The following is a 21,698-nucleotide window of genomic DNA, read 5'->3' as shown; positions in this document are numbered from 1 at the left end:
ATCTATCTTTGATGCAGAAAAGACGGTCTAATTTTTAAAAGGACAAATTACAGCATTGTAAAATGAAGTTAAAAGAAATACCTGTATCAATTTACACCTCAGCCAAACTTTTAGCTATTTCCCCTTCTAGGATGAACAAGAAGGAAAAAGACCCTGTTCCCGTAATTGTTTCTTTGACTTCAATACCATCTAGATTAGGCACGCTCCATTTAACTATAAGGAGCCTACTGAATCAGAATAAAAGACCTAAAAAAATAGTGTTATGGTTGCACCAGTCCTTGAAAACGGAGATTCCCAAACGACTATCACGCTTAGAATCGGATATATTTGAAATAAAATATTCACATTTAACCTGCTCTCATCGCAAATTAATCCATAGTCTGGAACATTATCCCAACGAAACCATTGTTACGTGCGATGATGATATGATGTATAGAGAAAATTGGTTACAGTTGTTATATAAAGAACACAAGCTATATCCTAATGCCGTCATTGCAAACCAGACCAGATATATTACCTATAATGAAGAGGGACATGTACTACCTTATAAAAATTGGGTATATCCAAAACACAATTCTATCAATAGCACTGCAGTAATACCAATTGGAGCCGAGGGCGTACTATACCCTCCAAAAAGCCTTTCCGAGCAAGTAATGAATACAAGTCTATTTTTAAAACTTGCACCTAAGGCAGACGACCTGTGGTTTAAGGTAATGGCCGTACTTAATGAAACGCAGGCCAAATTGGCCGAAAATAGGACAAAAGCTCCCATACCTATTATGGGGTCACAAAAACAATCGCTTAAAAGATTAAATATTGGCGAGGATAAAAACAGGGTACAATGGCTGGCACTGACCCAGCATTTCAATATAGAACCAGAAATATTTCTTTAATCTACAATTTACAATGACAGAGGAAATCAACAAATGCATAGAAGTTTTGGAAAACGGTGGACTTATCCTTTACCCAACTGATACCGTTTGGGGTATTGGTTGTGATGCTACCAATGCGGAAGCCGTAAAGAAAGTATATGCCTTAAAAGAACGTGATGACAGTAAGGCATTAATATGTTTGGTAGGCAATGATGCCATGTTGGAAAAACATGTTGAAAAAGTTCCTGAACTTGCCTATGATATTATTGATTTGGCCACCAAACCGACAACTATTATTTATGATAGACCGCGTGGGGTCGCCAAAAACCTCATTGCACCGGACAATACATTGGCCATACGCGTTGCAACGGATAAATTCTGCCAATATCTTATTGGGAAATTTAAAAGACCTATCGTGTCTACCTCGGCCAATATTTCGGGTCGCCCCACACCAAAAAGTTTCCAAAATATAGAGGATGCCATTTTAAAAGGTGTGGACTATGTGGTAAATTTGCATAGAGAGAAACAGAATAGTTCCTCATCATCGATCATTAGATTATCTAATGATAATACCGTGAAGATCATTCGAGAATAAAGACATGCAAGAGAGCTATATAGATGCTTTAAAAAACCCTATTTTTCAAACTATATCCCAAGCCGCAGAGGAACTTGCGGTAGATTGCTATGTTATTGGCGGTTTTGTCAGGGATTATTTTTTAGACAGGGACATTTCAAAAGATATTGATGTCGTGGCCATTGGTAGCGGTATTAAACTTGCTGAAAAAGTAGCTTCAAAACTGAACGGCAATCCACAGGTCTCAGTGTTCAAAAATTTTGGAACGGCCATGATAAAAAGTGAGGGCATTGAACTGGAATTTGTTGGGGCCAGAAAAGAAAGCTATCAACGAGATAGCAGAAAGCCAATAGTAGAGGATGGGACTTTGCAGGACGATCAAAAAAGGCGCGACTTTACCATAAACGCATTGGCCCTCTCTTTGAACAAAGGTAATTACGGATTCCTTGTCGATCCATTTAACGGAATGGAGGATTTAGGGAACAAGATCATAAAAACGCCTTTAGCACCTGGCATAACCTATTCTGATGACCCGTTGCGCATGATGAGGGCCATAAGGTTTGCCACACAATTAAATTTTCAGATTGCCTTGCCCTCATTACAGGCGATCACTGAACATAAGGAACGAATTAAAATAGTATCCAATGAACGTATATTGGACGAGCTCCATAAAATCATGCTTTGTCCAAAACCTTCAGTAGGATTGTCACTGTTACATGAAACAGGGCTGTTACCCTATATTTTGCCTGAACTAACGGCATTACAGGGTATAGAAGAAATTGAGGGTCAAAAGCACAAAGATAATTTTTGGCACACATTAGAGGTCGTCGATAATATAGCTCAGGCTACGGATAATCTATGGTTACGATGGGCCGCCCTATTGCATGACATAGGAAAGGCACCAACCAAAAGGTTCCATAAAAAAATTGGTTGGACATTTCACGGGCATGAGTATGTGGGTTCCAAAATGGTTTACAAATTATTTAAGCGCCTAAGGATGCCCTTGAACGATAAAATGAAATTTGTTCAAAAAATGGTCCTGATGAGCTCAAGACCAATTGTACTATCAGAAGATTATGTTACGGATTCTGCCGTGCGCAGGCTTATTTTTGACGCCGGTGAACATGTAGAGGATTTAATGACACTATGTGAGGCGGATATAACCACCAAGAACCCAAAAAAACAACGTAAATACAGACAAAATTTTAAGGTCGTACGCCAAAAAATTGAAGAAGTAGAAGCTAGAGATCACGTAAGAAACTTTCAGCCACCAATAAGTGGAGAAGAAATCATGGCAACTTTTTCCTTAAAACCCTCAAAGGAAATTGGCATCATCAAGGAAGCAATCAAAGAAGCTATTTTGGAAGGAGAAATTTTAAATGAATATGAAGCGGCCAAAAAGTTTATGTATCTTAAGGGTAAAGAATTAGGACTAGAAATTTCAAAGTAGTATGGTCATTACGTTTAGAAGAATTGCAAAGATATCTTTAATCTTAGTTTATCTAGTAATTGTGGCCGGTGCAGTGGTTAGAATGACCGGTAGCGGCATGGGTTGTCCAGATTGGCCAAAATGTTTTGGTTTTTACATACCGCCAACAGAAGTTGAGGAATTACAATGGAAACCAAATAAATTCTTTGAAAAAGGTCAGGTAATCATTTGGCGCGAAACTTTACAGGTTGCGAAAGAATCCTTTACTACACAAAAAACGTTCAATCCAAACCATTGGGAATTGTACACCAAACATGATTATGCAGAATTTAATCCTTGGCATACTTGGATAGAATATATAAATAGATTGATAGGAGCGGTTGCAGGCCTGGCCACATTAATTTTGGCCATAGCATCCGTAAAATATTGGAAAAAGAAAAAACGTATTCCAATATTTGCTTGGTTGGTTGTCTTTGGTATGGCCTTTCAAGCATGGTTGGGTGCTACGGTGGTATACTCCGTTCTAGAACCGGTGAAGATTACGGTACATATGTTTATGGCCCTGGTCATTGTAGCTTTGTTACTCTATATTATATATTTGGCCAATACCGAAAACAAGCATATTTACTACGATAACAACACCCTATATCTATGCTTGTTTGCATTGGGCATTACCCTTGTTCAAATTATAATGGGTACACAAGTAAGACAATTTGTTGATGGGCAAATAGATATTTTTGGGTATGATGCCAAAAGTTCCTGGTTAAAGAATCCGGAACTTTTGTTTTACATACACCGATCTTTTTCCATTTTGGTAATCGCCACCAATATTTATTTGGCCTATAGGATCACTAAATTGAACTTGGGCCATATTAAAATATACTGGGTACTTTTCTTGTTATGCGTTGAGGTCCTTACCGGTATGGCAATGAATTATCTTAATTTTCCGGTTACCAGTCAGCCGCTTCATCTGGTCATTGCGTCCATTCTCTTTGGGGTGCAGTTTTACATTGTTTTAGATGCATTGATGCCTAGAAAAACTCCAAAACTTCGTAACTTTGCCCTCCCACAAAAAAAACAGTATGATTTATAAAATTCGTATAATTTTAGATGCTGATGACGATATTTTCCGAGATTTGGAAATAGAATCGCATAATTCATTAGAAGATTTTCATAACGCCATTACACAGGCGTTTGGATTTCTGGGCAATGAAATGGCTTCTTTTTATACCTGTGACGAAGATTGGAGACAAGACGAGGAAATAGCACTTTTTGACATGAGCGAATCTGGATCTAATGTAAGGTTGATGAACGAAACCTTTTTAGAGGATATCATGACAGAAAAGAGTCCAAAATTGATCTATGTCTATGATTTTATGAACATGTGGACATTTTTTGTTGAATTGGCCGATATTGAAGAAAAAGAAGACGGTAGGGCCTATCCCAATGTATTGTTTTCCTTTGGCGAATTGCCCGAAACACCACCAGAAAAAAAATTTGAGGCAGATGAAAGTGCCTTTGATTTTGATGATACCTTCGATAGTTATGACGACCTTGATTTCGATGAAAATTGGAACTAGGAACTTGTACAACTTTCACAAGTTTTAAAAGCAGAACAACCCTATAAACAAATACAATATATGATCAACTTATATGCAACCCAAATTGAAAGTATTTCTATTCATAGAGTTGGTAATAAAAATAAAAATGAGGGCATTTTCTTATCTGAGGAGCCTTTTAGACTTAATGATGAAACCACTGGTTTATTAAAGGAATATTTCTTTAAGCCTTTTCGTGAAAAGGAAGAAAACTATTATAAACTGGCCAATGAGGTAGATGTGGAGTTCAATGAGCTTCATAAGATTTCAAGTGCAATTTTTGCCGATCCTTCAACTGCGCACATAAATTCCAAAAAAATAGCCTCCTTACTTTTTGAACAATCCAACCACCCCCATATCAAGAGCGGAGAGGTTTATGTAGCTTATCTTACCGGTTTGCTTTTGGACAACAAAAAAGTAGATGCGTTGGGTATTTTCAAAAGTGAGCTTAAACATGATTTTATTCAGTTTGAGGAAAAAGATTCCAATTTGGATATCATTATACAACAAGGCATCAATATCAATAAATTGGATAAGGGTTGCTTAATTTTTAATGTCGATAAGGAAGAAGGTTATAAAGTATTGTCAGTGGACAGTAACAAATACGATACTAAATATTGGATAGAGAACTTTTTGGGTGTATACCCTTTGGCCGATGACAATTTCAAGACCAAAAACTACCTTAAGTTCTGCCAAAATTTTGCCAAGGATGTGGTCCTTCCCGCAGAGGACAAACAACAAGAAGTGTTGTTCATGAACCGTGCGGTTAACCATTTTGCAAAAAATGATTCTTTTGAAGAATCCTCTTTCCTGAACGAGGTCATGGAAAATCCGGAACTGATTCCGGAATTTAAGCACTATAAAACGGAAAAAGGTCCTAAATACAGTATAGAGGATGTTTCTAATTTTGACATTGCCAACAAAGCAGTTTCAGATGCCCGTAAAAAAATCAAGAATGTCATTAATTTAGATACCAATATTCAAATTAAATTGGATTTTATCAATCCTGAATCTGCAGAGAAATTCGTTGAAAAAGGATGGGATGAAGAAAGACAAATGTATTATTATTTGGTGTATTTCAACAAAGAACAGAAAAGTTAAATTGGTGCCTTTACTCAAATAAAGACCGCTATTCAATATATTATTGTATAGCGGTCTTTATTGTTTTTTAGAATTCAAGGTCATATCTTGATGTTGTTCTCCATTATCTGTTTTAAACTAACATCCTCATAATTTCTTCTCACAAAATTGAGTGCCAAATCCAATACTTCGCCCATAGTGGTACAGTTCTTAAAATCCATATCCATGGTCAGTTCCTCTATTTGGTCTCGCAACATCTTAATATTTTGATCGGTAGATATTACATCTGTTTTACATATGGCCCTAAGTTTCTTTATTCTGTTCCCTGAACTTAAGATACGTTTGGCCACCATGGAACGTTCTTCCAGTTTATATTGATCTACGGAATCCCTCGTTAATTTGTTCCTGACCAACTCTACCATTTTATAGTTCTCCTTAAAGAACTGTGGTCTATATATTTTTAGCTTTCCTTCAAAGCATTGTTGATCAAAGTCTATTGCCCGTATTTTGTATACTACATGATCAAAATCATGGGTTGGTACAATAACGTAATTGTATGACCGCATATCTCCCAACAGCCTTATCATGCACCGTTCGTTAAATTTTACGAACTCCTTGGCCAATTGGGCCTTTTCTGGCTCTGTACATTTGGGTAGCATTGTTTTTATAAACTCATCTCCGGGAATGCCTGCAATATGTTCCTCTATCAATGTATCCTTATATACTAAAAAGTTAAGGTTATAGGGAGATAGCATATGTTCTAGCTCCAACCCATAGATACGGGAAGCATCTGTCTTTTTAATATAGAAATAGGTGAAATTGTCGTTCAAAATATTCCTGATTTTTATCCGGAACGGTTTAGAATTACCAAAAGTGCAAAAATCGACTGCATCTACATTGAGGTATTGATTAATGTTATTACTACCATCGGAATGTAAAATGGAATAGACTTTTTTAAGGGAATCATCTATTTCCTTTCGATCATATTCAGAATAATATACCCTGATCCATAATGTATCCTCATCCTCATTGTCATATACTACTACAGAACCGGAAAAACGAAGAAGGTCTTCGTAAAAGATAGGAATTTCCGTTTTTCTGCTATAATGTTCCAAATAGCCATCCAGGGCCTCACTAACGGGATATGCCGGTTTCTTTTTAGACATTAAACGTTCTTCTGACATACTATTGATATAAATTACTAAGGTATAACTTGTAACAAAGTTAGGCTTTCTTCGTCAACTAGGTATATCAATCAAAAAACATCAACCTATTTTGAATTCTATACTGACCGTACACAACCTCACCAAAAAATTTGGGTCGCTTACAGCCGTTAAAGATTTATCGTTCACCATTGAGAAAGGTAACGTTTATGGTATTCTAGGCCCTAACGGTAGCGGAAAATCCACCACATTGGGCATTGTTTTAAATGTAGTGAATAGAACCAGTGGCGAATTTGCCTGGTTCAATGGCGCATTGTCAACTCACAATGCCCTGAAAAAAGTAGGTGCCATTATAGAACGACCCAACTTTTATCCCTATATGACCGCGGTACAGAACCTTAGACTGGTATGTAAAATAAAGGAAGTAAAAGAAGACAAAATCGAGGAGAAATTAGATCTGGTTGGCCTTTTGGACAGGAAAGACAGTAAGTTCAAAACTTTTTCCTTAGGAATGAAGCAACGTTTGGCCATAGCCTCTGCCCTACTTAATGACCCGGAGATACTAATATTGGACGAACCAACCAACGGTTTGGACCCACAGGGTATTCATCAAATTAGGGAAATTATAAAAACCATAGCCGCCCAAGGCACTACCATACTTTTAGCCTCCCATCTATTGGACGAAGTGGAAAAAGTCTGCAGTCATGTTATCATACTAAGAAAGGGTGTAAAATTATATTCTGGTAGGGTAGACAGTCTTCAGGCCAGTTTTGGCTTCTTTGAATTAAGGACGACCAACATGGACGCATTGACCGCATATTTAGAATCCAATTCTAATTTTGGGGAGGTTAAACACTTCAACGGATTGATAACAGCATTTCTAACCGCAGAGTTGGATGCACAGACATTGAACAAATTACTATTTGAAAACGGCATTGTGGTATCTCACCTTGTCAAGAGAAAAGAAAGTTTGGAAGAGCAGTTTTTACAACTAACCAAAAATGCAACCGCCTAATACACAACCAATGATACGTTTACTACAAATAGAATTTATAAAATTATGGAACAACAGGGCCAGCAAGGTACTGATCATTTCCTATTTTGCCCTATTGACTTCCATTGCGCTGTTTGCGGCCATAAAATTTGATATAGGTCCCGTACAGTTTCATTTGGCGGACCAAGGTATTTTCAACTTTCCCTATATATGGCATTTCAATACCTTCATAACCGCTTTTTTTAAATTGTTTTTAGCAATTGTTATTGTGAGTATGATGTCTAACGAATACAGCAATAAGACCATAAAACAGAATTTGATAGACGGCCTGTCCAAAAAAGAATTTATCCTGTCCAAATTTTTGACCGTAATTTCATTTTCACTGATATCCACAATATTCGTATTTGTAGTATCCTTAATATTGGGCTTGGTATATAGTGATTACAATGAGTTTGTAATCATAGTTACAGATTTAAAATTTCTTCCCATTTTCTTCATTAAACTCATGGGCTTTTTCTCATTCTGCCTCTTCTTGGGCATTTTGGTAAAGCGTTCCGCGTTTGCCTTGGGCTTCTTGATTTTATGGCAAGTTTTTGAAGGTATTTTTAGGGGAATTCTACGTTGGAAATTTTTTGATGAAGAAACCACGGATATCATTATGAATTTCTTTCCGCTACAATCAATGTTCAATCTTATAAAAGAGCCGTTCTCCAGATTGGGCGCTGTGCAATCCGTAGCCCACCAAATAGGTACCGAGGTTGCCCTGAATTATAACACCTACTGGTATGAAGTACTCATTGTACTGGTATGGACGGCATTGTTTGTGTATTTATCCTATGGCCTACTTAAAAAGCGTGACCTTTAATTTCAGTTCCTATATCGACCTTAAGACTTATTTAAACAGAATTGTAAAGACATAATTTTCTTTTTATAGTATATTGTAGTAATTACGAGCACGCTATGAAAACAAAACAGGACTTGGAACTATCCAGAATATTGGCTATGCCCTTATTTTTCCTGATGTTATGTATGAGCTCCTTATGTATTGCCCAAGAATGTCCTAAATTGTTAAGTCCATTGGATGGAGCTACCCAGGTAGATGTCAATACTACAATCAATTGGGAACCAATAACCGGGGTTCCGGGTTATATACTATCCATTGGTACCACCCCTGGCGGAACAGATCTCTTAAACAAAAAAAATGTTGGAGCATCCACTACCTATACGCCGCCTTTGGGACTTCCTGAAAATACAGAGGTATACGTAACCATATCGCTCTTTTTCTTTAATAGGCCTACCGTAGTGTGCGAAACGCAAAGATTTACAACTGCCCCATTAACCGAAATTCCACAGTGCACCAGCCTTCAGTTGCCTTTAAATAACGCAAACAACGTCAACCCTGCAACGAATATTATATGGGCGGCTTCACCAAACGCTACCGGATACAGAATAAGCATTGGTACTACAATGAATGGCAGGGAAATTATAGACAATCTGGATGTTGCAAATGCCTTGACCTATAACCCGGTCAATGATTTTCCGGCGGAAACGACCCTTTACATAACAATTTTACCCTACAACAGGTTGGGAACAACAATAAATTGCACCGCGTTCAACTTTATAACGGCGCCAGAAGCACAACTACCCAATTGTTCCAGTTTGATTACTCCTTTGGACGGAGAGACCAATGTACCCCTCAGCCCGTTTCTGGAATGGACCCCTGTTGAAAATGCTACCGGCTATAGGATAACTATTGGCACTTCTCCTTTTGACAGTAATATTTTAGACAATGCAATATTTTACAAAACGTCTACCGTAATTATTGATTTTGAACCCAACCGAACTTTCTTCGTAACCATTACTCCATTTAATCAAGCAGGTGATGCCCTTGGTTGCCTACAAGAAACCTTTTCCACTTTAATTGGATGTGGCCCCTATTATGATATGGTTTCAGGGGAACTGACCGTACTTAATCCAGAATTTACCCTTCCTGAAAAAATTGCGCTCTGCAGTAATACCTCCAATAATACCATTACTGCACCAATAAATGCAGATGGTTATAGATGGTACAAAGTGGAAGAGAATGGAAGGGAGACCTTGTTAAGCACGACCAAAGAAATTGTAATCCTAGAAGAGGGCAACTATGCCTTGGAGGCCTTCAATATTATTAATGATGCCAATAATACGTTTGAATGCGCCACAACTACCTATTTTGAAGTAGAAATTTCTGTCCAACCAACCATCAAGGATGTGGTGGTAACCCAACAAGCCAATTCTTTAAGCTATGAAATAATGACCGATAACGTGGGAGATTATGAATATAGTTTGGATAATGAGCAGGGACCTTATCAAGATATAAATTTATTCAGCGGACAGTCATTAGAGACACACATTGTGTATGTACGCGATAAAAATGGATGCGGTACATCATCTAGAATATTGGAATATGACCCTACAATCAATGGATTTCCTGAATTTTTTACACCAAATGGTGATGGAATCAATGATTTGTGGAACTATCTACCCGTATTAGAATTAGATAATGACAAGATTGCTACTGTTCATATTTTTGATAAGTATGGCAATCTGATCTTTATCTTTAACTCCGACTCCAATGGTTGGGACGGTTCATATAATGGCAAACAATTGCCTGAAGCAGATTATTGGTTTAAGGCCCAAATGTTCTCCAACAAAATATTCAAAGGCCATTTTTCATTGAAAAGGTAATATTATGAACAAAAAATACATTTTGTTTATTATTTACATAGGGTTTGGCCTCAATATGTCGCTTAGCTTGGCCCAAGAATGCCCTACAATGACTTCCCCTTTGGATGGTGACATCAATGTACCTTTGGACAACCTGATTACCTGGACAGAAGTAGACGGAATTATTGGGTATTTGGTTTCTTTGGGAACAACCCCTGGCGGAGGTGAAATTATCAATAGAAGGTCATCTGGACTGAATAATTATTATCAGCCGGAAATAGGCTTACCCGCCAATACACGTATCTACGTAACCATTAGTCTTTTTTTGCCCGATGCCCCTATCAAGGTATGCCCCTTAAAAGTTTTTGATACCGCATCTATTTCCGAACCTCCAAATTGTACCACATTGGCCTCTCCATTAAATGGCGAATCTGAAGTTAGGGTAGATACGAATATTAAATGGAACTATGCCTATGGAGCCACCAACTACAGCATATCAATTGGTGAAAGCCCAGGTAATTATAACATTATCGAAAACCACGAAACCGGAAACACTCTTTTTTACAGGGCAGACCAAAATTTTGCCTTAGATCAGACCATATATGTTAGGGTCGTTCCTCTTAATGAGTACGGTATGGCGCTCAACTGTACGGAAGAATCCTTTACTACGGGGGTGCCCACCGTTCAATGCAATTCCAATGACTTTCCTTCTATTTCCATACCGGACAGGATACCATTCTGTACATCCGCTCCAAGTGCTATTTACAAGGCCAATGATATCGCAAGGGGATACAGATGGTATAAAATAAATGAAAATGGCACTGAACAAGTCATATCCAATACGGCAAGTATGGAATATAACGAAGTAGGGTTCTACAGGTTGGAATTGTTCAATACCGTATCTGAATTTGGAGCCACTATAGAATGTCCGGTCAGTAAAATATTCGAAGTTGTCAATTCGGACATACCGGTAATTGAAAATGTTATAATTTCAAGGGATGCCGATCAATACCGGATAGAAGTCGTGGCAAAAAGTCCAACCCCCGTTGAATATTCATTGGAAAGTGCTGAATTTGGATTTCAGGATAGCCCTGTTTTTATAGGTATTGCCCCTGGAGACCGTATTGTATATGTTCGGGATAAACTAGGGTGTGGCATAAGTAAGCGACCCGTGGAAGAGAAATTGGAACCGAAGGATTTCCCGGCATTTTTTACGCCCAATGGAGATAACATTAATGATTATTGGAACATAACAGAGGAGAAGCGCAAAAAGGACCCTAACATTGAATATATTCATATTTTCGATAGGTATGGCAACTTATTGGCACAGGTAAATCCACAATCAAATGGATGGGACGGTACTTTTAATGGTAAGGATGCACCCGAGGCTGATTATTGGTTTAAGGCCCAAATGTTCTCCAACAAAATGATTAAGGGACATTTTAGCCTAAAACGTTAACCTAGACAAATTCAAATGAACTTAAAAAAATGGTTCCGTTGTACAAGTTCATTGGCTTTGTTATTTATGTACGCCTTAGTTGTTGCACAAAATGATTGCCCAGAGTTTACCTTTCCTTTAAATGGCGACACGGACATTGCCGTAAATGCTACATTTACATGGCCTCAAGTTATAGGATACAATGGTTATATATTGTCCATAGGTACCACTCCCCAAGGAAAGGATATCCTCAATGCAAAACCAATAGGAACGAATACGTTCTATACACCGCCAGTGGGTTTACCTGCCAACAGTCTGTTATACGCCACTTTAAGTCTTGTTCCATATGACGGACCTCCTATTGGCTGTCAGGAAATCTCGTTTACCACAATACCCGTAACCACCCCGCCAGATTGCTCCATTTTGGTGACACCGGATAATAATGCAGCCAGTGTAACTATTATAACGGATATTGAATGGGCATACGCACCCACGGCAACAGGTTACATTTTATCCATAGGTACGGAACCAAATGGTACGGATATCGTTAATGCCATGGACATGAAAAATACACTAAGCTACGATCCCCCAAATGATTTACCACAAAATGCAAATATTTATGTTACGGTAACTCCCTATAATGAACATGGTGCACCTACGGGCTGCATAGAGGAAGTTTTTACCACTAGTATGGATCTATATATCTGTGACCCCTATATAGATGATGTTACCGGAACATTTATATACCCTGCCCCACAAATTGAACTGCCCAATACGGTAGGTATATGTAGTGACGAACTACCATATAGAATTATGACCAATGACCTTGCGGACGGATTTAGATGGTACAAAACCAATAGTGGTAGTGAAGAGACCTTGTTGAGCCAATCAAGAAATGTTGATATTTTAGGCCCTGGCCGATATCGGCTAGAAGCCTTTAACGTAATTGAAACGGAAAATGGAACAATTGAATGCTCCAATTCCAAACTTTTTGATGTAGTATCCTCAGAACCAGCTACCATTATAAAAATCGATGTTTTAAACTTCACAAATAGCAAGGATATTACCATAGTTGCTACAGGAGGGGGGCAATATGAATACGCATTGGACGATAGTGATGGCCCCTACCAAGACTCCCCAATATTTACCGGGATTCCGTACGGCCAACATACGGCATATGTGCGGGATAAAAACGGTTGCGGCATTACCCAAAGAACAGTGGATAGGGATATTGACGCCAAAGATTTTCCATCCTTTTTTACGCCAAATGGTGACGGTATAAACGACTTCTGGCAGTTTATACAGCCCCCAGAAAATTTTGAATCTGTCATAGACCTCATTTTTATTTATGATCGGTATGGGAATTTTATACATCAAATTAACCCTAACGGCAAAGGATGGGATGGTCATTTTAACAACACCCCCCTACCGGAGACGGACTACTGGTTTAAGGCCACATTTATCAATCGGCAAGATATTTTAGGACATTTTTCCTTAAAGCGTTGAAAGAAATCCTTTAATAATACGTCTATTATAGTTCTTGACTTTTGTATTTTTAACTAAAGGATTGGTTTTACCATACCCCAAATACCACTCAATACCATAGTACAAGAATAGATAATTGGATAAAGGCGCAACGCCCCATTTAAAAGAGCACTTACATACATGAAATTTAAAGTAGTATCAGAATTTAAACCTACAGGTGATCAACCCAATGCCATTCAACAATTGGTAAAAGGCCTTAATGAGGAAGAAAAATTTCAGACGTTATTAGGGGTTACTGGTTCCGGAAAGACATTTACCGTGGCCAATGTAATCGAGCAAGTTCAAAAACCTACGTTGATATTGGCCCATAATAAGACATTGGCGGCACAATTATATTCTGAATTTAAACAATTTTTCCCAGATAATGCGGTAGAGTATTTTGTGTCATATTACGACTATTATCAACCAGAAGCCTTTATACCTACAAGCGGTGTTTACATAGAAAAGGATCTTTCCATCAATGAGGATATTGAAAAATTACGACTTAGTACCACCTCATCACTACTTTCAGGAAGGCGTGACGTTATTGTGATTGCCTCAGTATCTTGCCTATATGGTATTGGTAACCCAGTAGAATTTCAAAAAAATGTGATCTCAATAAAAAAAGACCAAGTCATTGCTAGGACCAAACTTATGCACCTATTGGTACAGTCTCTTTATTCCAGGACCATGGCAGATTTTAAAAATGGTAATTTTAGGGTAAAGGGCGATGTGGTAGATGTATTCCCAAGCTATGCGGACCACGCGTTCAGAATTCATTTTTTTGGCGATGAGATTGAAGAAATTGAAGCGTTTGACCCGTTCAACAATAATATTTTGGAAGTATATGACTCACTTACCATATATCCGGCCAACATGTTCGTTACTTCCAAGGATGTATTGCAGAATGCCATTCATCAAATACAGGACGACCTGGTAAAACAAATAGCATACTTTAAGGACATAGCAAAACCACTTGAGGCCAAAAGGTTGGAAGAACGTACTAATTTTGACCTAGAAATGATTCGTGAACTGGGATATTGTTCAGGAATTGAGAACTATTCAAGATATTTAGATGGCAGGGAGCCCGGCACAAGGCCTTTCTGTTTACTGGACTACTTCCCGGACGATTATCTAATGGTAATCGATGAAAGCCATGTTACTATACCACAGGTACATGCTATGTACGGGGGAGACCGATCAAGAAAGGTGAATTTGGTTGAATATGGATTTAGGCTACCCGCGGCAATGGATAACAGACCTTTAAAATTTGAGGAATTTGAAGCACTACAAAACCAAGTCTTATTTGTGAGTGCAACACCTGCGGACTATGAACTTCAATTAAGTCAAGGTGTATATGTGGAACAGGTGATCAGACCCACTGGATTATTGGACCCGATAATTGAGATCAGGCCCAGTTTAAATCAAATTGATGATTTGGTAGAGGAAATTCAACAACGGGTAGAAAAGGATGAACGTACCTTGGTTACAACATTGACCAAAAGAATGGCCGAGGAATTGGCAAAGTACTTAGACCGGATCAATGTTAGGTGTAGGTATATCCATAGTGATGTTGATACCCTGGAACGGGTAGAGATTATGCAAGATCTTAGAAAAGGTATTTTTGATGTACTGATCGGGGTCAATCTTTTACGTGAAGGTTTGGATCTTCCAGAGGTTTCTTTGGTGGCTATTTTGGATGCGGACAAGGAGGGTTTTCTACGCAGTAACCGATCATTGACACAGACGGTTGGTAGAGCCGCAAGGCACTTGAACGGTAAGGCAATAATGTATGCGGATACGATAACCCAAAGTATGCAAAAAACAATTGATGAGACAAATTACAGAAGGGAAAAACAAATAAAATATAACACCGAAAATAACCAAACCCCAACTGCCCTGAACAAAAGTTTGGACAATGTATTATCCAAAAATTCCGTCTCTACATATCACTTTATCAAAGAGGAATTACGTGCTGCAGAACCAGACCTGAATTATATGACAAAAGAGCAAGTGGAGAAGATGATCAAGGACAAAAGAAAGGCAATGGAAAAAGCCGCAAAAGAACTTGATTTTATGCAAGCGGCAAAGTTAAGGGATGAGATAAAAGCATTACAAAACCAAGATGATTAGAAAAAAAACAATAAAAATCCAAAATTTTAAAATTACAATTAAAAACTTTATATAATACTATTCAACAAACTGGTAAACAATTAATTAATGTGATTTTTTAGACAAGACTAAAACACTTATTTACAGATAAAATATGAAAAAATGGGTTATAATTTGCGGTATGGCACTCAGCTATTTCAATGTGTTTTATTGTAATGGCCAGACCCTTGAAAATGACCGAATAAAATCGCTTACCAGTCAAAAATTCTACGTAGCGATTACTAATTTACACCATTTTTTGAGACTACAAAACAATGGAAATTTTCCGGAACAGATACAGACAAATTTACATTGGTGCGATAGTGTTTTTACCGCTTTAAATTTTGAAACCAGGATTATAAAATCGCCAGGTGCACCCCTACTCTTCGCCGAGAAAAAATCCACCAAAAACACAAAATCAATTCTCTTCTATTTGCAGATAGATGGTCAACCTGTAGACCCTAAAGAGTGGTCCCAAAGTAACCCTTTTGAACCTACAATCAAAGAATTTAAAAATGGAGAGTGGAATACGTTGAATTTTGAAAAAGCGCATAAATTCATAAAAGATGATTACAGAATTTTTGCACGTTCCGCATCAGACTCCAAAGGTCCGGCCATGGCCTTGATTACCGCTTTACAAATTCTTAAGGAACAAGACATAAACCCTGAATACGATATTAAGGTCATTATGGATTTTCAGGAGGAATTAGGTTCGCCGGATTTACCATACGCCGTTAATGAACATAAGGAACTATTACAATCAGACATGCTCCTAATTATGGATGGCACAAGACACCTTTCCAATTTACCTACATTAACGTATGGTGCTCGGGGAATTGTTACGGCAAGCATTAAGGTATTTGGACCAAATTACGCTTTGCACAGTGGTCAATACGGCAACTATGCTCCAAATCCTGTATTTGAAGCCGCAAGATTGATCAGCAGCTTTAAGGATGAAAACGGACGTGTTTTGATAAAAGACTTTTATAAGGGTGTACATTTAATGGAAAAGGAAAAAAAATCACTTTCATCTGTGCCTGAAAACAATATAAGTCTAAACAACAGACTGGGTATAGCCACTCCAGAAAAAGTTGGCTCCACCTATCAAGAAGCCTTACAATACCCTTCACTGAACATTAGGGGCCTAAGAGCTGGGTGGACAGGAAAGGAAGTACGTACCATTATTCCGGAAGATGTACATATTGAAATTGACATAAGACTTGTACCGGAAACACCTGCAGAAAGACAGCTTGCTCTTCTTAAGAGCCATATTTTATCAAAAGGATATCATTTGGTAGATTCCTTGCCCACAAACGAAGAACGCGCACAATTTAAAAAACTGGCATCCTTCAATTACAGAATAGGCTCCAAACCATTTAGGACAGATATAGATTCACCTATAGGCACATTTTTAAATAAGGCCCTTACAAGGATTTTTGGTGATCGGATAATCAACATGAGAACAACTGGCGGATCACAGCCTATTGCACCCTTTATCACCACTTTGAACATCCCTGCTGTTTCCGTTAGGATTCCAAACCCGGACAATAACATTCATGGGCCAAATGAAAACCTAAGAATAGGAAACTACAAAGAAGGTATCTGGACCTGCCTAGCTATTCTTACCCAACCCCTTCCATAAAAAAAGTGCTTTGATTGCTCAAAGCACCTTTCAACTAAACACTAACCAACCTAAATTATAAGGCACACCTTATTTTAACTCGATCATTCGTTTTGGTTTCGGTAAAGCCTCTTCCTTTTTAGGAAGGTTAAATTTTAAGATACCACCCTCATATGTAGCATCAACCTTATCCGTAGCTACAGTTTCAGGAAGAGTAAACGATCTTTTAAAAGAGGAAATAGTAAATTCCCTTCTTGTATAATTTTCATTCGATTCATTCTTTTCTTCCTTAATTTCAGAAGATATGGTTAGAATAGAATCATCTAATTCTACCGTAAAATCTTTTTTGTCCCTACCGGGCACAAAAAGCTCCAATTCAAAATTATCTTCATTTTCCTTGATATTAACAGCAGGCATTGCCGTTCTTACATTCTGTGTTCCACCAAACCAATCTGGTCTAAAAATTTCATTCATTAATGCAGGAAACAAAACATCATTTCTTTTTACTAAACTCATTATTGTATATTTTAAATTAATATTCCTTTTATTAAACAATAGGTTATAAGCAAAGCACATACCAGAGCATTTTTTATGACATTTTGACACATATTGCCTTGATACGGTAGACACTTTGACATGTATTTGTTAATTATGAGCTTCTAATTTCTTGGAAAGAGTTATTTTACTGCAACAAGCTTCACTAGTTTTACCTTTTATTAATTTATATGGACAAACTTTCCAACCTTCTTTTTAAGATTCGAAGTAAAATAGCCTTTTTCCCTACTATTATTTCATTGGCCGGATTAGTAATGGCCTTTGCCATGATATATGTTGAAAAGTTGGGGATTTCTGACTATTTAATGAACGTTGCACCTAGTTTGGTCATAGATGATACAGATACGGCCAAAACAATACTAAGCACATTAATAGCGGGGCTCATATCATTAACGGTCTTTAGCTTTTCTATGGTTATGTTATTGTTGAGCCAGGCATCCAGTAATTTTTCACCTCGGGTTTTACCAGGCATAATATCAAATCAAACAAACCAAATAGTTCTAGGGCAATATATTGCGACCATCCTTTATAACATTTTTATCCTTATCTCTTTGGAGCCTAAAGAAAATGAATACCAAACACCCGGATTTTCAGTATTGCTGGGAATTATTCTCGCTGTCCTTTGTTTGGCATCATTCATATATTTTATCCATCATATTTCACAATCAATACAAGTAGGAAACATACTTACCAATATTCATGCAAGGACAAAATCTGCATTGGAAAGTATGCTCAAAACACAAAAAAATCAAAGCAATGAATTTCCCGATACCCATACTTGGACTGGCCATAAAATATACAAAACCGGATATTTTTACGGAATTCTGAACGATGACCTGTTGGAACTTTGCAAAAAATACGATACAAAAATCTACATACATTTGTTCAAGGGTCAATATATATTAGATGGCACAAAAGCCTTTTACACTAAAAACAACCTTGATGAGGATGCCTTGGATGCGATTACCAATACCTTGCTTTTTAGCAACGAAGAACTGGCAGGAGATAATTATGTATATGGTTTTAGGCAATTATCGGAAATTGGCATTAAGGCTATGTCTCCTGGTATAAACGATCCAGGAACCGCCTTGAACACGATCGATTATTTAACTTCCCTTTTCCTTGAGCTTACTAAAAAATGGGAATTTGAGTTTATCACAAGTGATGATGGTAATAATTGGGTAAAGATAAAATGTGCCAAGTTCTCAGAAATATTATATAACGTAATGGCCACATACCGCCTGTATTGTAAACATGATATTACGGTAGTACGCAAATTAATGCAAATGCTACGGACGCTAGCCAATTTTTCTGCTAACGATTCCCATCATAAAATTATTGAGCTAGAAATAGAACAATTGACAAAAGATGCCGAGAAAGGCATTAAGAATGAAAGGGACCTAAGTAAAATGGATGCGGACTTTATTAGTTGGTCCTAGTTATAGTGCGATTTAAATATAGTAATCAAAACATCTGGCGGAACTATTTTATTGGGATATTGATGCATAATCATCAGCACTTGTTGAATTGCACCCGGGGGTAATCCCATTTTTAAGCCAATATCATGTAATTTTTTAACCTCGGTAATATCTTGTTGATGATCCACATTCATCAACAAAACCAAGCGATGAAATTGAATTATACGTTCCGCTTGGGATTTAGGAAGAATATGCTCTACCCTTTCCTTGAACAAACGATCAAAGGTTTCTTTGGTAATATTTAACCGTTGCGCCACCATAAATAAAAAATCATATTCCATCCTCCTTATTTCATTGTCCACCTTTGCAAACTCGATCATTTCCGATAATATACTTAGCTTCTCTTTTTCTGTTGGCATAATCGCAATTACTTGATTTTCATAATAATAACTAAAAATTGAATACTATATTTCAAAAACACGTTAAATCTTGAACATTGGAAAACCATAAAAACATATAAAGGGTAGTTCATTAATTCTTTATTGCGACCAAAAAATTAACTCAAAAAATAATAATACCGGCCATGGGTTGTACTTCATGACCGATATTACATTCACCGCACTCCCTATTTGCTTACGATATTCTCTTTCAATACAATAAAATCTGATCTTCTATTTACCAAGTGCTCCTGTTCTGAACATTTAACACCATTACTGCATTCATTGATCAACATGGTCTCCCCGTAGCCTGTAGCACTCAATATCCTGTATTGGGCAATTCCTTGGGCAATTAAATATTGCCTGGTAGATTTTGCCCTATCATCAGATAAACGCAGGTTATAACTGTCCGATCCACGGGAGTCTGTATGCGATTCTATCTTAATTCTTATATCAGGAAATTGCTGCATGGCAAATAGCACCTTTTTCAATTCTATCTCAGCCCTTGCCGTTATGGTAGATTTGTCATAGTCAAAGTAAATGGGATCTACCTTTATTTTCTCAACGGCCCCATCTTTTTCTATGATATCATCATAAGGTGTTAAGTATACCAGATTATCGGTAGATGGTGGTTGTGGCTTATCTGTAGTTATGACAGACACCTGTTGCTTTGAGAATCTTTCCTTAAAAAATACCATTTTATTATCCCGATTACAGGGGAGTTCTATTTCATAAAAACCACGTTCATCGGTCAACAGAATTTCTATAAGTCCGTCAGTAGGATTCTTTACTTCAATATTGGCAAAAGGTACAGGTTCATTGGTAATTTTATTCAACACCTGACCGGAATAGACTAGGCAATGGCTAGGATCAATTTTTTTAAATGCATATATGTCATCATCACCAACACCGCCCATTCTATTAGAAGCAAAATAACCACTATCAAAATCCTCATTTATGATCAAGGAGAAATCATCCATATTACTATTAAAAGGTTTGCCCATATTCACCGGTAAGGAGTATTCATCCTTAGGGATGATCTTTGACTTAAACACATCCAATCCGCCTAAACCATAGTGCCCGTCAGAAGAAAAGTACAACACATCGTTCACTACATACGGAAACATCTCCCTACCCTTGGTATTGATAGCAGGTCCCAAGTTTTTTGGAGGAGACACCACGGTACCATCGCTATCCAAGGACACCACATAAATATCTGACCCGCCATAACCCCCAGGCATGTTAGAGGTAAAGTATAATTTTTTTCCATTGGAACTTAAGGCCGGATGCCCACATGAATAATCCTTATCGTTGATAGAGAGGGATTGTATATCTTCTATATCCCCGTTATACAAATTACCCATAACGATCTGCATATTGGATAGCCCATCATTATTGGCCTGTAACTTACCCTTTTTATAATAGTTACGGGTTAAGTAAATACGGCTCATATCTTTGGTTACGGTAACAGATGCATCATGAAAATCTGACATTCTATTGGCCGCGAATTTTTCAGGAACAAAACCAGGGTCTTGCGGAACGGTCATAAAAAGATCTAAATAAGGCTGATTGTTCCAAGGATAAATTTTGCCCCCAGCGGTTATAGAATCACGGGTACTGGAAAACACAATGGAACCATCCCTATAAAAAGCGGGCGAAAAATCAGATTTTGGACTATTGAAACCTAAAGTATCCATTTGAAATCTTGCATCGGTCAACAGTAAACTATCCAAATGTTGACGTTGCGCCAATATCATTTGCAACCGACCTTCATCTTTATAATAGTCAAGCAGTACCTCATCTGCCCTTTCTTGATTATGGCTGGCCTTTAAACATTGAACAAGTTTAATAATATTGTTCTCCCCTATTTCATTTCCTTTTTGCACATATAGTTTGGAGTACCATTTTTCCGCATTGGTATAGTCACCTATATTAAAATAACTATCTGCCAAATTTTGAAGTACGTGGTCATCTATACGCTTGTCCTTATTGGCAATTTCCGCATAAAGCTCAATAGCCTTATTGAATTTAAAGTTCTTAAAAAATTCATCAGCACGGGATTCTTTGGTCTGACCCTGCATTACCATACATGCGCACAACATGATATATATATATCGTAATTTTATTTTCATAATTAT

General features: G+C 37.5%; 18 protein-coding genes. 14 read left to right on the top strand and 4 right to left on the bottom strand.

From position 1 onward, the window contains the following. Positions 1-62 precede the first annotated feature (62 nt). The 6 genes from Q2T41_RS15400 to Q2T41_RS15375 are packed head-to-tail and all read left to right on the top strand — an operon-like array spanning position 63 to position 5,574. Positions 63-893 carry a hypothetical protein gene (locus Q2T41_RS15400; RefSeq protein ID WP_304436801.1) on the top strand — a complete coding sequence of 277 codons (831 nt, stop codon included), beginning with the start codon at positions 63-65 and terminating at the stop codon, positions 891-893. 13 nt (positions 894-906) lie between these two features. Next, positions 907-1,467 (top strand): L-threonylcarbamoyladenylate synthase, encoded by a 561-nt coding sequence (locus Q2T41_RS15395; protein ID WP_304436800.1) that lies wholly within the window; start codon positions 907-909, stop codon positions 1,465-1,467. Positions 1,468-1,471: 4 nt separating this feature from the next. Next, positions 1,472-2,896, top strand: coding sequence for a CCA tRNA nucleotidyltransferase (locus tag Q2T41_RS15390; protein ID WP_304436799.1), 1,425 nt, complete (start codon positions 1,472-1,474; stop codon positions 2,894-2,896). Position 2,897: 1 nt separating this feature from the next. Beyond that, positions 2,898-3,968, top strand: a complete 1,071-nt coding sequence (locus Q2T41_RS15385; RefSeq protein WP_304436798.1) for a COX15/CtaA family protein — start codon at positions 2,898-2,900, stop codon at positions 3,966-3,968. After that, positions 3,958-4,455: an IS1096 element passenger TnpR family protein gene (locus Q2T41_RS15380; protein WP_304436797.1), complete on the top strand. Its 498-nt coding sequence runs from the start codon at positions 3,958-3,960 to the stop codon at positions 4,453-4,455. Before Q2T41_RS15385 ends, Q2T41_RS15380 begins: the two co-directional genes overlap by 11 nt. Positions 4,456-4,515: 60 nt before the next feature. Then, the gene (locus Q2T41_RS15375; RefSeq protein ID WP_304436796.1) at positions 4,516-5,574 is read left to right on the top strand and encodes a nucleoid-associated protein; all 1,059 of its coding nucleotides are present in this window, start codon (positions 4,516-4,518) and stop codon (positions 5,572-5,574) included. A gap of 80 nt (positions 5,575-5,654) precedes the next feature. Here the strand turns inward: Q2T41_RS15375 and Q2T41_RS15370 are convergent, their stop codons facing one another. Continuing rightward, complete coding sequence (locus Q2T41_RS15370) at positions 5,655-6,737, bottom strand: hypothetical protein (protein ID WP_089262182.1); 1,083 nt, start codon at positions 6,735-6,737, stop codon at positions 5,655-5,657. A gap of 91 nt (positions 6,738-6,828) precedes the next feature. Between Q2T41_RS15370 and Q2T41_RS15365 the strand changes: the two genes are divergently transcribed. The 7 genes from Q2T41_RS15365 to Q2T41_RS15335 all read left to right on the top strand — a co-directional run bounded on the left by Q2T41_RS15365 (position 6,829) and on the right by Q2T41_RS15335 (position 17,171). Continuing rightward, positions 6,829-7,731 (top strand): ABC transporter ATP-binding protein, encoded by a 903-nt coding sequence (locus tag Q2T41_RS15365; RefSeq protein WP_304436795.1) that lies wholly within the window; start codon positions 6,829-6,831, stop codon positions 7,729-7,731. Positions 7,732-7,741: 10 nt separating this feature from the next. Continuing rightward, entirely contained in the window at positions 7,742-8,575 is an 834-nt protein-coding gene (locus Q2T41_RS15360) for an ABC transporter permease (RefSeq protein ID WP_304436794.1), read from the top strand. Between the two features lie 95 nt (positions 8,576-8,670). Then, entirely contained in the window at positions 8,671-10,437 is a 1,767-nt protein-coding gene (locus Q2T41_RS15355; protein ID WP_304436793.1) for a T9SS type B sorting domain-containing protein, read from the top strand. A gap of 4 nt (positions 10,438-10,441) precedes the next feature. Continuing rightward, positions 10,442-11,875 carry a T9SS type B sorting domain-containing protein gene (locus Q2T41_RS15350; RefSeq protein ID WP_304436792.1) on the top strand — a complete coding sequence of 478 codons (1,434 nt, stop codon included), beginning with the start codon at positions 10,442-10,444 and terminating at the stop codon, positions 11,873-11,875. Positions 11,876-11,890: 15 nt separating this feature from the next. Next, positions 11,891-13,360, top strand: a complete 1,470-nt coding sequence (locus Q2T41_RS15345; protein WP_304436791.1) for a T9SS type B sorting domain-containing protein — start codon at positions 11,891-11,893, stop codon at positions 13,358-13,360. Positions 13,361-13,519: 159 nt separating this feature from the next. Then, entirely contained in the window at positions 13,520-15,511 is a 1,992-nt protein-coding gene (uvrB, locus tag Q2T41_RS15340) for an excinuclease ABC subunit UvrB (RefSeq protein ID WP_089262192.1), read from the top strand. Between the two features lie 133 nt (positions 15,512-15,644). Then, a complete protein-coding gene (locus Q2T41_RS15335) occupies positions 15,645-17,171 on the top strand; it encodes a M20/M25/M40 family metallo-hydrolase (RefSeq protein ID WP_304436790.1) in 1,527 nt (508 codons plus the stop codon). A gap of 69 nt (positions 17,172-17,240) precedes the next feature. On the opposite strand, the gene Q2T41_RS15330 is transcribed toward Q2T41_RS15335, so the two are convergent. Next, the gene (locus tag Q2T41_RS15330) at positions 17,241-17,666 is read right to left on the bottom strand and encodes an Hsp20/alpha crystallin family protein (RefSeq protein WP_144805179.1); all 426 of its coding nucleotides are present in this window, start codon (positions 17,664-17,666) and stop codon (positions 17,241-17,243) included. Between the two features lie 209 nt (positions 17,667-17,875). Between Q2T41_RS15330 and Q2T41_RS15325 the strand changes: the two genes are divergently transcribed. Continuing rightward, positions 17,876-19,144, top strand: coding sequence for a DUF2254 domain-containing protein (locus tag Q2T41_RS15325; RefSeq protein ID WP_304436789.1), 1,269 nt, complete (start codon positions 17,876-17,878; stop codon positions 19,142-19,144). Here Q2T41_RS15325 and Q2T41_RS15320 read toward each other — a convergent pair. Together Q2T41_RS15320 and Q2T41_RS15315 are read right to left on the bottom strand one after the other, a co-directional pair. Further along, complete coding sequence (locus Q2T41_RS15320) at positions 19,141-19,542, bottom strand: TerB family tellurite resistance protein (protein ID WP_304436788.1); 402 nt, start codon at positions 19,540-19,542, stop codon at positions 19,141-19,143. The genes Q2T41_RS15325 and Q2T41_RS15320 overlap by 4 nt on opposite strands. Positions 19,543-19,748: 206 nt before the next feature. Further along, positions 19,749-21,692: an OmpA family protein gene (locus Q2T41_RS15315; RefSeq protein ID WP_304436787.1), complete on the bottom strand. Its 1,944-nt coding sequence runs from the start codon at positions 21,690-21,692 to the stop codon at positions 19,749-19,751. Between the last annotated feature and the right edge of the window lie 6 nt (positions 21,693-21,698).

This window comes from Maribacter confluentis, assembly GCF_030505015.1.
GTDB classification, from domain to species: Bacteria; Bacteroidota; Bacteroidia; order Flavobacteriales; family Flavobacteriaceae; genus Maribacter; species Maribacter sedimenticola.
This window is presented reverse-complemented; position numbering and strand designations above follow the sequence as displayed.